The sequence below is a fragment of the Streptomyces thermodiastaticus genome, assembly GCF_014656135.1.
GTDB classification, from domain to species: Bacteria; Actinomycetota; Actinomycetes; order Streptomycetales; family Streptomycetaceae; genus Streptomyces; species Streptomyces thermodiastaticus.
This window is the reverse complement of the sequence record NZ_BNBV01000034.1, coordinates 1-14,206: the sequence shown is the minus strand read 5'-3', so window position 1 is coordinate 14,206 and position 14,206 is coordinate 1. Positions and strand designations below refer to the sequence as shown.

The following is a 14,206-nucleotide window of genomic DNA, read 5'->3' as shown; positions in this document are numbered from 1 at the left end:
CTGTGGCCTGGTGTGCGGTGCCGTGGCCAACCCAAGGCAACGGCCTGCGTGTTGAGCCGTTGCGGCCATGATTTCATGTCGGGCGGACGATGCGGTGAACAAGCGGTGCGCGCAGAGGCGCGCGGGAGTCGCACCGGTGCCCCTGGGGGCGCACGCGCGCACCAGGGGCACCGGCTCCGGTGTTAGCCGGGTGGGTCAGCCGCCGAGCGTGCCGCCCGCCTCGGGAGAGTGTTCCTGGGTGACCATCGTGTCCGTCCTGAGGTGGATCACGCCGTAGTCGTAGGCGTGCCTCCGGTAGACGACGCTCGGTTCCTTGGTCTCGGAGTCGACGAACAGATAGAAGTCGTGTCCGACCAGCTCCATCTCGTACAGGGCCTGGTCGAGGGTCATCGGAGCGGCGACGTGGGTCTTCTCGCGGACGACGAGCGGCCCCTCGCCCTGCACCTCGAGCGAACCGACCTTCTTGGTGGGGACCTGTTCCTTCTTCTCCTCACCGCCGGTCGCGCCGGTGCCGTTCAAAGTGGCCACGCCCGGGACGTGGTCGGGCACCTCGGCCGCGGAGACCCGCCGTGCGCCACGGCGGGAGAAGCGCTTGTCGTGCTGCTTGCGCAGCCGGGCGCCCAGCTTCTCCGCTGCCAGATCGAGCGCCGCGTACGGATCGCTGGCGGCCGCCTCCGCCCGGATCACCGGACCGCGGGAGCGAAGCGTGATCTCCACTCGGTCGCAGCGGTCGGCCTGCCGGGGGTTGGGCTCCTTGGACACCTCGACGTCGAGGCTGATCACCTTGGCATCGAGCCTCTGGATCTTCTCCAGGTTCAGCTTCTCGGCCACGTGCTTGCGGAACCGCTCGGGCACCTCTGTCTTGCGGCCCTTGACGACGATGTCCACGCAGAACTCCGTTCCCGGAGCGCTCCGCTCAGGCGGCGGAGCATCTCCCTTGTGCACCTGGTTCCGGTCACCTCCGGAACCTCGGACTCGGTGACGTCCACCTCCTTGCCCGTGAGGCGAGAAACGCACTGGCTCGCGCTCGCGCGCGAAATATCGCAAACCCGCGGCACGGCATTCCAATATGGCGGCACGGCATTCCAATATGGGGGGAACGCCGTTGCCTCTCCCTCATGACTGAACATATCTCGCACGGGCGGACGACGTCACCCTCTACCTCGAGGTACCTCCGTTCTGGTGAAATGGCGCTCTTCTTACCTGCAACGATGCACGTTTTTTGTCAGTTCCTGTTTTTCGACGACGGAATCCGGCGAGGCCGCGACGACGGCCGCGCAGATCACATGACCGGCGCCGTACGCTCTCCACAATTCCGATGCGCGGTACACCGGGTTCCCCTCCTTCCGCGACCGTCCCGTTCTGTATGCCTCCATCTCTTCCCTGACCCGCGCGGAGTACACGGCCGACGTCACCGCCCGTGCCGCCTCCGCCAGCGACGCGCCCGTGGTCATCAGGTCGTCGACCAGCACGACCGGCCCGGCGAGCAGCAGCCCGGCGCCTCCCGCGGCCGTGGTGAGCGCCCCGGTGAGGTTCTCCCGGCGCTGCCGGGAACCCAGCCGCGACTGGTCGGACACCCCGCGCCGCTGCCGCAGCACGGCCAGCACCTGTGCCGCGACACCGCCGCGGCGCAGCCCGGCCGCTGCGGCGAGCGCGATCCGCCGCGTCGGATCGTGCCCGCGGGCCCGCACGGCCCGGCGTGCCGAGGGCACGGGCACGAGCAGCACCGGCGCACGCCCCCGCATCGCTGCCGGCCTGCCGCCGTGCCCGTCCGGCGCGCTCGTCGGACCGGACGGCCCGGCCGCCGTCCCGCGCAGCCCGGCCCGCACCGCGCCGGCCAGGGCGGCTCCCAGCGGAGCGGCGAGGGACATCAGGCCGCGTTCCTTGTGGGCGAGCACGGCCGCCCGTACCTCGTCCGCATACCCGGCCGCCGCGTACACGGCCGGCAGACCCGGCGGCTCAGGCACCGGCCGCACCCGCCGCGGCACCCCGCCCGCCACAGCGGCACGGCACCGGGGACACAGCACCGTGCGCGGCCGGCCGCAGCCCGCGCACTCGGCCGGCAGTACCAGGTCGGTCAGGTCCTGCCACCACCCGCGCATGGCTCCACTCTGCCAACACCACGGCACCCCGGCCACCGCTGTGGACAACGGGCATGACGCCCTGTGGACAACGCCCCGCACACCCGGACCGCGTCCGCGCGCACACCCGGACCGCGTCCGGTCGCACGGGTGCATGCGGACCGTCGGGGCGCCGCGCCGGATCGTCCGGGTCCCGGCGCACCGGCGGCGCGCCGGCGCGCTGCGGGCGGGGTCTCAGCCGGGATACACCGGGGCCGAGCCGTCCTTGACCACCTTCTGCCACTGCGCCCCGGACGGCAGCCGGACGATGCCGTCCTCCGAGTACGCCACCAGCGGCAGCCGCCCGTCGGCGGTCGCGGCGACCGACTGCACGCCGGTCAGCGCGGCGGGTGAGGGGCCCTGCGGTGTGGATCCGTCGACCTGGACGTACCGCATCGTCTGCACCCCGCCCTGCTCGCGCCCGACCACCACGAGCCGGCTGTCACCCGCCCACGACATGGCGGTGACGTCCTCCAGCTCGGGCGCCGCGGGCCTGAGGTCCAGCACCGACACCGCCGGAGCTCCCCCGCTGCCGGCCGCCCGCTCGATCCGCCCGATGAGCAGGGACCTGGTGGTGTCCGTGTGTTCCACGACGAGCGCGATCCGCACACCGTCGGCCGCCACCCGTACCGCGTCGATGCGCCCGTCCAGGCCGGGCACCCGCACCTCGGCCGGCCGGCCCGTGCCGTGCTCCAGCATCAGCAGCCGCGGCCGTCGCGGGTCGCGGTCGGCCACCCACAGGTCGCCGTGCTCGTCCCAGCTGGGCGGAGTGAGCCGGTCGTTCTCCGTCTTGCCCTGGCTGCGCACCACCGGCTCGCCGAGGGTGCCGCCCGGTGCCAGCCGCGCGACGAACAGCGCCGACTTGTCGGCGCTCACCCCGGCCGCGGTGCGCTCGTCCCAGGACACGGCCGCCGAGGTCAGCCGCTGCAGGCCCTCGCCCAGCGGGCCGGGCACCGGGTCCGGGACGGTGCCGGTGGTGCCCGCGGCGAGCCGGACGAGCCGCTGCTCGTCGTCCAGGAAGTACAGGTACTCCGGCTTGCGCAGCGAACCGCGGGTGGCCATGGTCTCGGCGCGGTCCTCGCCGAGCGTGCACAGCGTGGTCCCGTCGGTCCGCTCCAGCGTGACCGTGTCCACGGTGGGCGTGAGGTTCTGCAGGGTGAACAGCAGCTGCGTCGCCATCTGCCGGCACTGCCGCTGCCCGGCCCGGGAGCCCTTGTCGTTGAGCGGCACCGTGAGCCGGTTCTGGTCGTCGGGGGTCAGCGCGGTGACGCCCGCGCGCAGTGCCGATCCCTCCGGGAAACTCGACACGACCACCGGTGAGAGCCAGCGGGTGGGCCCGGCCAGCAGGGACCGCACCATCTGCGTCATCGCGTCCACCCGCCGCCGCACGTACACCGGGTCGGCGACGGCCGTCACCGGCCCCGTCGCTGCCGTCTCGTCCTGGCTGCCGGAGGCGAAGTAGTACTTGTCGACCGAGACGTAGTTGCGCTGGAAGTCCGACTGCCCCATGACGACGCCCTGCGGGAGCCGGTCGATGCGCCACTGCCCGGTCTTCGCGTCCCGTGTCAGGTGCACCGGCTGGCTGTAGCGGCCGTGCAGCGGCGTGTACGACTGCTCCTGGTCCAGCCGTGCCACCGCGGTGCCGGTCAGGGTGAAGGCGTACGCGTCGCCGTCCTCCCGTGCCGTCGTGCGGTCGACCCGGATGTCCGGCCCGTCGGAGAGCACGGTCGTGGACTCCTCCGGCGCCCACCGCCGCGCGGCCGCGCCGGTCAGATACTGGCGTGCCGTCGTGTACTGCGGGTCGTCGCTGGTCAGCGCCTCCAGGAAGCCCTGCACGATCTCCGAGGGCGGCGCGTCCTCTCGCGGCGGCAGTGCGAAGACGCGAACCTCGGCGTCCTGGCGTGGCGTGGACTCGACATCACGCAGGTCTCCGCTGTCGGGCATCGAGGCGCACGCGGACAGCAGCATCACCCCGGCACCGGTGCAGGCCAGCGCGCGCATCGACCGCCGCCATGCGCCCCCCTCGCGGTCAGCGCCCACCGAATGCCTCCCCTTTCCGCGCCGCGTCCCGTGCTCCTGCCGCCCCGGGTTCCGCGGTGCGCGTGGTCTGCTCCGTCGCCGGCCGGGTCGCGGACGTGGGTGCGGCCGGCTGCGGGCGGGCGCCCGACGCGGGCCGGGGCACCACCGGAGCGGCGCCGCTGTCCGGCAGCGCCGCCGGTCCGGCCGACGGAACGGCAGCGGGAGCCCGGTCGCCCCCCGGTCCCCGTTCGCTCCTCGTCTCCCGGCCGGTCCTGGTCTCCCGGCCGGTCGTCGCCTCCCGGCCCGGCGGCAGCGTCCGCTCGCCGGTCGCCTGTGCGGGGACGGTGGCACGCTCGCCGTCGCCGGGCCGTCCGGCGCCGCTCAGCGCCCGGTTGCGCCGCGAGTCCAGCGGCTCCAGCGGTATCGGCGAACCCCGCAGCGGCTCGTCGGCGGTGCGCGGCAGCGTCAGCCGGAACTGAGAGCCGCCGCCCGGCTCGCCCCACGCCTGCAGCCAGCCGCCGTGCAGCCGGGCGTCCTCCAGGGCGATCGACAGCCCCAGCCCGGTGCCGCCGGTGGTCCGCGCGCGGGCCGGGTCGGCCCGCCAGAAACGGTTGAAGACGCGTGCCGCCTCGCCCGGCTTGAGCCCGACTCCGTAGTCGCGCACCGCGACCGCGACCGCACCGCCTGCGGCGGCGAGCCGGACGACGACGTCCCGGCCCTCGCCGTGCTCGACGGCGTTGACGACGAGGTTGCGCAGGATGCGCTCCACCCGGCGGGCGTCGGCCTCGGCCACCACGGGCTGCTGGTCGCCGACGACCCGGATCACCGTGCCCTTGCGCTCGGCGAGCGGTTCCGCGCCGCTGACCACGCGCCGCACGACGTCGCGCAGGTCGACCGGCTCGGCCTCCAGCGCGGCCGCGCCGGCGTCGAAGCGGCTGATCTCCAGCAGGTCCGCCAGCAGCGACTCGAACCGGTCGAGCTGGTCGGCGAGCAGCTCCGCCGAACGCGCCGTGACCGGGTCGAAGTTCTCCCGCGCCTCGTGGATGACGTCGGCCGCCATCCGCACGGTCGTCAGCGGGGTGCGCAGCTCGTGGGAGACGTCGGAGACGAACCGGCGCTGCATCCGCGACAGGTCCTCCAGCTGGTTGATCTTCGACTGGAGGTTCTGGGCCATCTTGTTGAACGCCTCGCCCAGGCGCGCGATGTCGTCCTCGCCGGTGACCTTCATCCGCTCCTGCAGGCGCCCGGCCGACAGCCGCTCGGCGATCCCGGCGGCCATCCGCACCGGTGTGACCACCTGCCGCACCACCAGCCACGCGATCGCCCCGAGCAGCACGACGACGAACAGACCCGCCGTGGCCAGGGTGCCCTTGACCAGGCTGAGCGACTTCTCCTCCTGCGTCAGCGGGAAGAGGTAGTACAGCTCGTACGGGTCACCGTTGGGGTCGTCGACCCGCTTGCCGATGACGAGCGCGGGCTCCGGCTTCTTGTCGGTGTCCTTGTAGACGATCCGGGTGTAGCTCTGCGCGGCGGTGGTGCTGGCGTTGATCCGGGCCCGCAGATCGGCCGGAACGCTGGCGGTGGGATCCACCTGCCCGGAGGCCCGCGGGCCGCGTCCGCCGCCGCTCTCGTCCCCGGTGGGCAGCGTGACCACGTCGAAGGCGCCCTGGCCGCCGCTGGACAGCGACAGCACCAGCTCGCTCATCCAGGAGATGACGTTCTGCGAGGAGTGACCGTCCCGGCCGGTGCCGTCGTCGGACGTGCCCGCCGCCGCCTCGTCGGCCTTCTGCTTGGCCACCGCGAATCCGCCGGTGGCCTGGCTCTGCGACGCCTTCACCTTGGCCTCGAGCAGGCCGTTGCGCACCTGCCCGATGACGACGAAGCCCAGCAGCAGCACCACGCCCAGCGACATCAGCAGCGTGGTGACGACCACCTTCAGCTGGATGTTGCGCCGCCACAGCCGTATGACCGGCAGCAGCGGACGGCGCACCCAGCGCAGCAGCAGCCGCAGGATCGGGCTGCCCTGCACACCGCCGTGCAGCAGCCCGCCCTCCAGCAGACTCGCCCAGAAGGAGCCCGCGCCGTCCCGGCCCGCGGACCGACCGGCGTGGGCCCCGGTGCGCCCGGACACCGAAGCGGCACCGTCCCCGGTCACGTCAGCTCGGCCCGGCCTTGTAGCCGACACCACGGACGGTCACCACGATCTCGGGCTTCTCCGGGTCCTTCTCCACCTTCGAACGCAGCCGCTGGACGTGCACGTTCACCAGACGCGTGTCGGCCGCGTGCCGGTAGCCCCACACCTGCTCCAGCAGCACCTCACGCGTGAACACCTGCCACGGCTTGCGGGCCAGCGCCACCAGCAGGTCGAACTCCAGCGGGGTCAGCGCGATGGACTTGCCGTCCCGCTTCACGGAGTGCCCGGCCACATCGATGACGAGGTCGCCGATGGTGAGCTGCTCCGGCGCCGGCTCCTCCGACCTGCGCAGCCGCGCCCGGATCCGGGCCACCAGCTCCTTGGGCTTGAACGGCTTGACGATGTAGTCGTCGGCACCGGACTCCAGGCCCACGACGACGTCCACGGTGTCGCTCTTGGCCGTCAGCATCACGATCGGCACCCCGGACTCCGCGCGGATCAGCCGGCACACCTCTATGCCGTCCCGGCCGGGCAGCATCAGGTCCAGCAGCACCAGGTCGGGCTTGGTCTCGCGGAAAGCGGCCAGCGCCTTGTCGCCGTCGGCCACGAAAGACGGCTCGAAACCCTCACCACGCAGTACGATCCCGAGCATCTCGGCCAGTGCGGTGTCGTCGTCGACGACAAGGACTCGTCCCTTCATAAACGACATCATCCCATTCTCGTAACGGTCTCAGGGGCGCTGGTGAGGCAGGTCACTGGCCTGTGACGATAGCCGCAGGGGTCGCCACTGTCTGCCTCGGCCCGAGAACCGGCGGCGGCCGCCGCCCGGGCATCACGCAGCGGTCACGGCCGCTGACCGCCCGTCGACGCCCGCGAACGCGCGCACAGTTCGGCGAGCCCCGCCGCGGTCACCGGGGAGACCACACCCTCCTCGGTGACGATCGCGGTGACCAGTTCCGGCGGGGTCACGTCGAAGGCCGGGTTGTAGGCCTGCGTGCCGAGCGGCGCCACCGGCAGGCCCCCGCCCGCCACCGTCACCGGGGCCTGCGGAGCCATGAGCTCGGTGACCTCGTGGCCGGGACGCTGCTCGATCTCGATGGACGCCCCGTCCGGTGTGTCCGGGTCCGCCGTCGTCACCGGGGCCACTACGACGAACGGCACGTGGTGGTAGCGCGCCAGCACCGCCAGCGGATAACTGCCCACCTTGTTCGCCACCGAACCGTCGGCCGCGATCCGGTCCGCGCCCACCAGCACCGCGTCCACCTCGCCCGCCACGAACAGCGACCCGGCGGCGTTGTCGGTGAGCAGGGTGTACGCCAGGCCGTTGCGGGCCGCCTCGTACGCGGTCAGCCGGGCGCCCTGCAGCAGCGGCCGTGTCTCGTCCACCCACAGCCGGCGCAGCCGGCCCGCGCGGTGCGCGGCGAGGGCCACGGCGAACGCGGTGCCCGCTCCGCCCGACACCAGGGACCCGGTGTTGCAGTGGGTGAGGATCCGGTGCGAGCCGCCGGGGAGCAGCTCGTCCAGCAGTGCCAGCCCGTGCTCGGCCATCCGGGCACTGGCCCGGGCGTCCTCCTGGTGCAGCTGCCGCGCCGCGGCCAGCGCCGCCGGCGCCGCCTGCCGGGGATCGCCGGTTCTGGCGAGCGCGGCCTGGTAGGCGGCGAGCGCCCGGCGCACCCCGACCGAGAGGTTCACCGCGGTCGGCCGGGCGTTCTCCAGCGCCCGCGCGGCGTCCTCCACGTCGAAGCCGCGGGCGGCGGCGAGCGCGACACCGTACGCCCCGGCGATGCCGAGCAGCGGTGCGCCCCGCACGGCCAGCGACTGGATCGCCTCGACCAGGGCCGGTGCGTCGGTGCACACCAGCTCGACCTCCTCGGCGGGCAGCCGGGTCTGGTCGAGCAGGACCACGACGGGGCCCTCGGGCGGCTCCTGCCAGCGGATGACCGGCGTGCCCGCCGGCCGGTCGTCTCGACGGGTCTGCGCGAACTGATCAGCCATGCCGCCAGTCTTCCCCCTGCCGCGCGGACAATTGAAGATGTGGCACCGCCCCCACCGCGGCCGGTCCGCCGAAGACCGCCCCATGGCACGATGGCAGCCGACCTGCCGCCGCGACCGCGGACGGGCACCGTGAAGGAGCGACGATGAACGACACTCCGGGCTGGGCCTCGCCGGGATCCCCCCGGCCCGAAGAGCAGCCGTCCGGCCAGGCCGGCGACACCGGCCGCCCGGAGCAGGACGCCGCACGCCCCGCACAGCCCGCGAACGAGCCGGAGACACCGGCGCAGGGCCCGGGCGCGAAGTGGTCCGCGCGGCAGCCGCCGCCCGGTCAGTGGACCGCGCCCGGCGGGACCCCGCCCCCCGGCCAGGTGCCGCCACCGCCTCCCGGCCCCGGCGGCTGGGGAATGCAGCCGCCGGGCGGCGGATACGGCGGTCCGGGCGGCCCCGGCGGCTGGGGCACGGCCTGGGGAGCCGGCTGGGGCGGGCCGCCGCCCGCGGCCAAGCCGGGCATCATCCCGCTGCGCCCGCTCGGCGTCGGCGAGATCCTCGACGGCGCGGTGACGATGCTGCGCACCCACTGGCGCACCGTGCTCGGCATCTCCCTGGTCGTCGCCGTCGTCACCGAGATCGTCGTCGTCCTGGTGCAGGGCCTGGCCCTCGACGACCTCACCGGCGGCGACGTCCTCGGCGACCCGGACGCCGCCGCGGACGAGATCCTGCGCGCCCTGCGGAACGCCCTGCTCGGCTCCGGTGTCGTCGCCCTGGTGTCCATGATCGGCACCGTGCTGGCCACGGCCCTGCTCACCACGGTCACCAGCCGGGCGGTGCTCGGCCGGCCGGTGACCGTCGGCGAGGCCTGGCGGGAGTCCCGTCCTCAGGTGCTCCGGCTGTTCGGCTTGATCATCGTGGTGATGTCCATCGGTCTCGGCATCGTCGCCGTGGGCGTGCTGCCCGGTGTTCTGATCGCCGTCGCCGGACAGACCGAGGCCGGCACCGCGCTCGCCGCGCTGGGCGGCCTCGCCGCGGCGATCGTCGCCGTGTGGGTGGCGATCCGTCTGTCCCTGGCCTCCCCCGCGCTCATGCTGGAGAAGCAGGGCATCAAGAAGGCGCTGGGCCGCTCGGTGAAGCTGGTCCGCGGCTCCTGGTGGCGCATCTTCGGCATCCAGCTGCTGGCCTCGGTCATCGCATACATCGTCTCCGCCGTCGTCGGCGTCCCCTTCAGCCTCTTCGCCGCGGCCTTCGCCGGCGACGGCGTCACCGGGCTGCTCGACGGCACCGGCGGCCTGGGGTGGACGTACCTCGTCATCAACGGCATCGGGTCGGTGATCGGCTCCACGATCATGCTGCCGATCACCGCCGGGGTCACTGTGCTGCTCTACATCGACCAGCGCATCCGCCGCGAGGCCCTCGACCTCGAACTGGCCCGCGCCGCCGGAATAGAGGACTACGGTTCCGGCACGTCCGGCACGGGGAGCTGATGCGGTGAGCCTGACGGGGGGAGTGCTCGCCGTGCTGCCGGCGCCGCCGGCCGCGCACGGACTGCTGGGTGCCGTTCTGTCCGCACGACAGGACGGCACGGACGAACCGCCGGTCACCGTCCCGCGCGCCCCCGCACGGGAGGCCGCCCGGCGCGAGCTGTCCAAGCGGATGTACCACGAGCACGACCCCGGGCTGCTGCAACGCGCCCTCGACCGCCTCTGGGACTGGATCGGCAGCCTGTTCGACTCCGCCTCGGCCGCGACCCCGGGCGGAGCCACCGGCCTCGTCGTCGTCATCGTCGCCGTCCTGGCCGCGGCGGGCGCCCTGTGGTGGCGCCTGGGCACCCCCCGCCGCTCGCCCGCCTCCGCTCCGGCCCTCTTCGGCGACCGCCCCCGCAGCGCCGCCGAACACCGCGCGGCAGCAGAGGCCCACGCGGCCCAGGGCCACTGGAACCAGGCCGTCCAGGAAGGCATGCGGGCCCTCGTCCGCTCCCTGGAGGAACGCGCCCTGCTGGACGTCCGCCCCGGCCGCACCGCCGACGAGGCCGCCGGGGAGGCGGGCCGCGCCCTGCCCGCACACACGGACCGGCTGCGCGCCGCCGCCCGGGACTTCGACGACGTCACGTACGGCGGACGCACCGCCACCGAGCAGATGTACCACCGCATCGCCGGCCTGGACCGGGACCTGCGGCGCACCAGGCCCGAACCGGCCGGCACCGGCCACGTCACCCACCGCGGAGCCACCGGATGACGGCCGCAGCCACCACCACGGACACGCCCCCGCCCACCTCGGTGTCGCCCACCGCCCGTCAGGTGTGGACCCGCACGCGCGGCATCGTGCTCGCGCTCGTCGTCCTCCTCGCCGCCGCGGGTGTCATCGCCGCCCTGCGCTCCGACGGCCGGCACGGCATGCTCGACCCCCGCTCCGCCGACCCCTACGGCAGCCGCGCCGTCGCCGCCCTGCTCGGCGCGCACGGCGTGACCACGCGCGTGGTCACCACCCTCGACCAGGCCCGCACCGCGGCCGGCCCCGGCACCACCCTGCTGGTCGCCAACCCCGACCTGCTCACCCGCGACCAGCGGAACCTGCTGCGCGCCGCGACCGACTCCGCCGGCGGACGCACCGTCCTCGTCGCCCCGGGCACCGCCTCCGTCGACGGCCTCGCCCCGGGCGTCACCGCCGCCCGGGCCCGCAGCACCCGCACCACCCTCGACCCGGCGTGCGCGTTCCCCGCCGCCCGGCATGCGGGCGACGCCGACACCGGCGGCATCCGCTACTCCACCACCGCCCCGGCCGCCGACTCCTGCTACCCCAGCGACGGCCTGCCCACCCTGCTGCGCCTCGCCCGGCCGCGCGGCGGTGACACCGTCGTCCTCGGCGCCCCCAGCATCCTCCTCAACAACCGCATCGGCGAACACGGCAACGCCTCGCTCGCCCTGCAACTCCTCGGCTCCCGCCCCCATCTGGTCTGGTACCTCCCCTCGCTCGCCGACGACTCCGCCCCCCGCACCGGGCAGCGCAGTTTCTTCGACCTGCTGCCCTCCGGCTGGCTCCGGGCCGCCCTGCAGCTGTTCCTCGCCGCCGCCGTCGCCGCCCTGTGGCGGGCACGCCGGCTCGGCCCCCTCGTGCCCGAACGACTCCCCGTCGCGATCCGCGCCTCCGAGACCACCGAAGGCCGCGCCCGCCTCTACCGCACGACCGGCGCCCGCGACCGCGCGGCCGCCGCTCTCCGCTCCGCCACCCGCATCCGTCTCGCCCCCCTCGTGGGCGTGCCCGCCGCCCAGGCGCACACGCCCGAAACCCTGCTCCCCGCCCTGTCCGCCCGGCTTCCCACCGAGGAACGAGCGGCCCTGAACGACCTTCTCTTCGGCCCGCCGCCCGGCGACGACGCGGCCCTCGTCTCCCTCGCCGACCGACTCGACGCCCTCGAAAGAGAGGTACGCCGTCCATGATGGACCCGACCACTGACAACGCCGGGCGACCCGGGGACGCGGACACCGCGCGGTCCGCGCTGGAGGCCCTGCGCGCCGAGATCGCCAAGGCCGTGGTCGGCCAGGATCCCGCTGTCACCGGCCTGGTCGTCGCGCTGCTCTGCCGCGGCCACGTCCTGCTGGAAGGGGTCCCGGGGGTCGCCAAGACCCTCCTCGTCCGCGCCCTGGCCGCCGCCCTCGCCCTCGGCACAAAACGTGTGCAGTTCACCCCGGACCTGATGCCCAGCGACGTCACCGGCTCCCTGGTCTACGACGCCCGCACCGCCGAGTTCTCCTTCCAGCCCGGCCCGGTCTTCACCCATCTCCTGCTCGCGGACGAGATCAACCGCACCCCGCCGAAGACCCAGTCGTCGCTGCTGGAGGCCATGGAGGAACGCCAGGTCACCGTCGACGGCACCCCGCGTCCGCTCCCGGAGCCGTTCCTGGTGGTCGCCACCCAGAACCCGGTCGAGTACGAGGGCACCTATCCGCTCCCCGAGGCGCAGCTCGACCGCTTCCTGCTCAAGCTGACCGTCCCGCTGCCCTCCCGCCAGGACGAGATCGACGTCCTCACCCGTCATGCCGCCGGTTTCGACCCTCGCGACCTGCGCGCCGCCGGCGTACGCCCCGTCGCCGGCGCGGCGGACCTCCAGGCGGCACGCGCGGCGATCGCCGGGACCACCGTCTCTCCCGAGATCGCCGCCTACGTCGTGGACATCTGCCGCGCCACCCGCGAGTCGCCCTCACTGAGCCTCGGCGTCTCCCCGCGCGGCGCGACCGCCCTGCTGGCCACCTCCCGGGCCTGGGCGTGGCTGACCGGCCGCGACTACGTCATCCCCGACGACGTCAAGGCACTGGCCCTGCCCACGCTGCGCCACCGCGTGCAGCTGCGCCCGGAGGCCGAGATGGAAGGCGTGACCGCCGACTCGGTGATCAACGCGGTCCTCGGCCAGGTCCCGGTGCCGCGCTGATGGGCTTCACCGGACGCGCCGCGCTGCTCGCGGCCCTCGGCTCCGTTCCCGTCGGCATCTGGGACGCCGGCTGGACCGGCCTGCTCGCCGTCAACGCGCCTCTGGCCGTCGCCTGCGCCTGCGACTACGCCCTCGCCGCACCCGTGCGCCGCCTGCGTCTGTCCCGCTCCGGCGACACCTCCGTGCGTCTGGGCGACAGCGCCGAGGTGACCCTCACGGTCACCAACCCCTCACGCCGCCCGCTGCGCGCGCGTCTGCGCGACGCCTGGCCACCCAGCAGCTGGCAGCCCGGAACGGAGGCCCAGGCCTCCCGGCACCGCGTCACGGTGCCGCCCGGCGAACGCCGTCGTGTCACCACCCGCCTCACACCCACCCGGCGCGGGGACCGCGATGCCGACCGCGTCACCATCCGCTCCTACGGTCCTCTCGGCCTGTTCACGCGCCAGGGAAGCCACAGGGTGCCCTGGACGGTGCGGGTCCTGCCGGCGTTCCCCAGCCGCAAGCAGCTGCCCGCCAGACTCGCCCGGTTGAGGGAACTCGACGGCCGCACCAGTGCGCTGGTCCGCGGGCAGGGCACGGAATTCGACAGCCTCCGCGAGTACGTGCCGGGCGACGACACCCGCTCCATCGACTGGCGCGCCACGGCCCGCCAGTCCTCGGTCGCGGTCCGCACCTGGCGGCCCGAACGGGACCGGCACATCCTGATCGTCCTCGACACGGGACGCACCGCCGCGGGACGGGCGGACGATGCCCCGCGTCTGGACGCCGCCATGGACGCAGCACTGCTTCTCGCGGCCCTCGCCTCCCGCGCCGGCGACCGTGTCGACCTGCTGGCCTACGACCGCCGTGTACGTGCCCACGTCAAAGGATGGGCCGCGGGGCAGCTGCTTCCCGCCCTTGTGGGCGCCATGGCCATGCTGGAGCCGGAACTCGTCGAAACGGACGCCCGTGGGCTGGCGGCCACGGCACTGCGTTCGGCACCACGGCAGTCTCTGATCGTGCTGCTGACGACCCTGGACGCGGCGCCTGTCGAGGAGGGACTCATGCCGATCCTGCCTCAGCTCCTCAAACGGCACACGGTCCTGGTCGCCTCGGTGGCGGATCCGCAGATCGCGCGCATGGCCGCGGCCCGGGGGAACGTGGACGCGGTGTACGAGGCCGCAGCAGCAGCTCAGGCCCTCACCGAACGTCACCGGGTCGCGGAACATCTGCGCCGCCAGGGAGTCATCGTGGTCGACGCGGTACCGGACACTCTGGCCGGAGCTCTGGCGGACGCCTATCTGGCGTTGAAGGCAGCGGGCCGGCTCTGAAACGGGCGCCGACCCAGACGTGCCCTGTCCTACTCGCGGCCTGCCGCTCCATGTTCCCGGTCATCTCCGGGCCTCCCCGGTTGTCTCGCCCACGAATGCAGAAAGGCCCACACCGTGGGGTGTGGGCCTTTCCCAAAAATAGTCCGGCGGCGTCCTACTCTCCCACAGGGTCCCCCCTGCAGTACCATCGGCGCTGTAAGGCTTAGCT

11 protein-coding genes and 1 rRNA gene are annotated in these 14,206 nt (G+C 73.9%); 5 read left to right on the top strand and 7 right to left on the bottom strand.

Annotated features, from left to right (window positions below; translation table 11 throughout):
* Window positions 1-195: 195 nt before the first annotated feature.
* The 6 genes from hpf to mtnA all read right to left on the bottom strand — a co-directional run bounded on the left by hpf (window position 196) and on the right by mtnA (window position 8,268).
* Window positions 196-888 (bottom strand): ribosome hibernation-promoting factor, HPF/YfiA family, encoded by a 693-nt coding sequence (gene hpf / locus IE286_RS23720; RefSeq protein WP_189798815.1) that lies wholly within the window; start codon window positions 886-888, stop codon window positions 196-198.
* Window positions 889-1,199: 311 nt separating this feature from the next.
* A complete protein-coding gene (locus IE286_RS23715) occupies window positions 1,200-2,102 on the bottom strand; it encodes a ComF family protein (RefSeq protein ID WP_189798814.1) in 903 nt (300 codons plus the stop codon).
* A 213-nt stretch (window positions 2,103-2,315) separates the two neighbouring features.
* Complete coding sequence (locus IE286_RS23710; protein WP_189798813.1) at window positions 2,316-4,160, bottom strand: LpqB family beta-propeller domain-containing protein; 1,845 nt, start codon at window positions 4,158-4,160, stop codon at window positions 2,316-2,318.
* Window positions 4,150-6,294 carry an MtrAB system histidine kinase MtrB gene (gene mtrB, locus IE286_RS23705; protein ID WP_189798812.1) on the bottom strand — a complete coding sequence of 715 codons (2,145 nt, stop codon included), beginning with the start codon at window positions 6,292-6,294 and terminating at the stop codon, window positions 4,150-4,152. Before mtrB ends, IE286_RS23710 begins: the two co-directional genes overlap by 11 nt.
* A gap of 1 nt (window position 6,295) precedes the next feature.
* Entirely contained in the window at window positions 6,296-6,985 is a 690-nt protein-coding gene (mtrA, locus tag IE286_RS23700) for a two-component system response regulator MtrA (RefSeq protein ID WP_189343499.1), read from the bottom strand.
* 131 nt (window positions 6,986-7,116) lie between these two features.
* On the bottom strand, window positions 7,117-8,268 hold the full coding sequence (gene mtnA, locus IE286_RS23695) for an S-methyl-5-thioribose-1-phosphate isomerase (protein ID WP_189798811.1): 1,152 nt from the start codon (window positions 8,266-8,268) through the stop codon (window positions 7,117-7,119).
* A gap of 143 nt (window positions 8,269-8,411) precedes the next feature.
* On the opposite strand from mtnA, the gene IE286_RS23690 reads away from it, so the two are divergent.
* Genes IE286_RS23690 through IE286_RS23670 form a run of 5 tightly spaced genes read left to right on the top strand, consistent with a single transcriptional unit; the run spans window position 8,412 to window position 13,998 of the window.
* Window positions 8,412-9,746, top strand: a complete 1,335-nt coding sequence (locus IE286_RS23690; RefSeq protein ID WP_189798810.1) for a DUF7847 domain-containing protein — start codon at window positions 8,412-8,414, stop codon at window positions 9,744-9,746.
* A gap of 4 nt (window positions 9,747-9,750) precedes the next feature.
* Window positions 9,751-10,497: a DUF4129 domain-containing protein gene (locus IE286_RS23685; RefSeq protein WP_189798809.1), complete on the top strand. Its 747-nt coding sequence runs from the start codon at window positions 9,751-9,753 to the stop codon at window positions 10,495-10,497.
* On the top strand, window positions 10,494-11,699 hold the full coding sequence (locus IE286_RS23680; RefSeq protein WP_189798808.1) for a DUF4350 domain-containing protein: 1,206 nt from the start codon (window positions 10,494-10,496) through the stop codon (window positions 11,697-11,699). The genes IE286_RS23685 and IE286_RS23680 overlap by 4 nt, the downstream gene beginning before the upstream one ends.
* On the top strand, window positions 11,699-12,688 hold the full coding sequence (locus IE286_RS23675) for an AAA family ATPase (protein ID WP_189798807.1): 990 nt from the start codon (window positions 11,699-11,701) through the stop codon (window positions 12,686-12,688). The genes IE286_RS23680 and IE286_RS23675 overlap by 1 nt, the downstream gene beginning before the upstream one ends.
* Window positions 12,688-13,998, top strand: coding sequence for a DUF58 domain-containing protein (locus tag IE286_RS23670; protein WP_189798806.1), 1,311 nt, complete (start codon window positions 12,688-12,690; stop codon window positions 13,996-13,998). The genes IE286_RS23675 and IE286_RS23670 overlap by 1 nt, the downstream gene beginning before the upstream one ends.
* Before the next feature lie 141 nt (window positions 13,999-14,139).
* Here the strand turns inward: IE286_RS23670 and rrf are convergent.
* Window positions 14,140-14,206, bottom strand: a 5S ribosomal RNA gene (gene rrf / locus IE286_RS28010); the annotation flags it as partial.

Coding starts and splice junctions, on each gene's coding strand:
- IE286_RS23715 (WP_189798814.1), bottom strand. CDS start 2,102: ATGCGCGGGTGGTGGCAGGACCTGACCGACCTGGTACTGCCGGCCGAG.
- mtrA (WP_189343499.1), bottom strand. CDS start 6,985: ATGATGTCGTTTATGAAGGGACGAGTCCTTGTCGTCGACGACGACACC.
- mtnA (WP_189798811.1), bottom strand. CDS start 8,268: ATGGCTGATCAGTTCGCGCAGACCCGTCGAGACGACCGGCCGGCGGGC.
- IE286_RS23690 (WP_189798810.1), top strand. CDS start 8,412: ATGAACGACACTCCGGGCTGGGCCTCGCCGGGATCCCCCCGGCCCGAA.
- IE286_RS23680 (WP_189798808.1), top strand. CDS start 10,494: ATGACGGCCGCAGCCACCACCACGGACACGCCCCCGCCCACCTCGGTG.
- IE286_RS23675 (WP_189798807.1), top strand. CDS start 11,699: ATGGACCCGACCACTGACAACGCCGGGCGACCCGGGGACGCGGACACC.
- IE286_RS23670 (WP_189798806.1), top strand. CDS start 12,688: ATGGGCTTCACCGGACGCGCCGCGCTGCTCGCGGCCCTCGGCTCCGTT.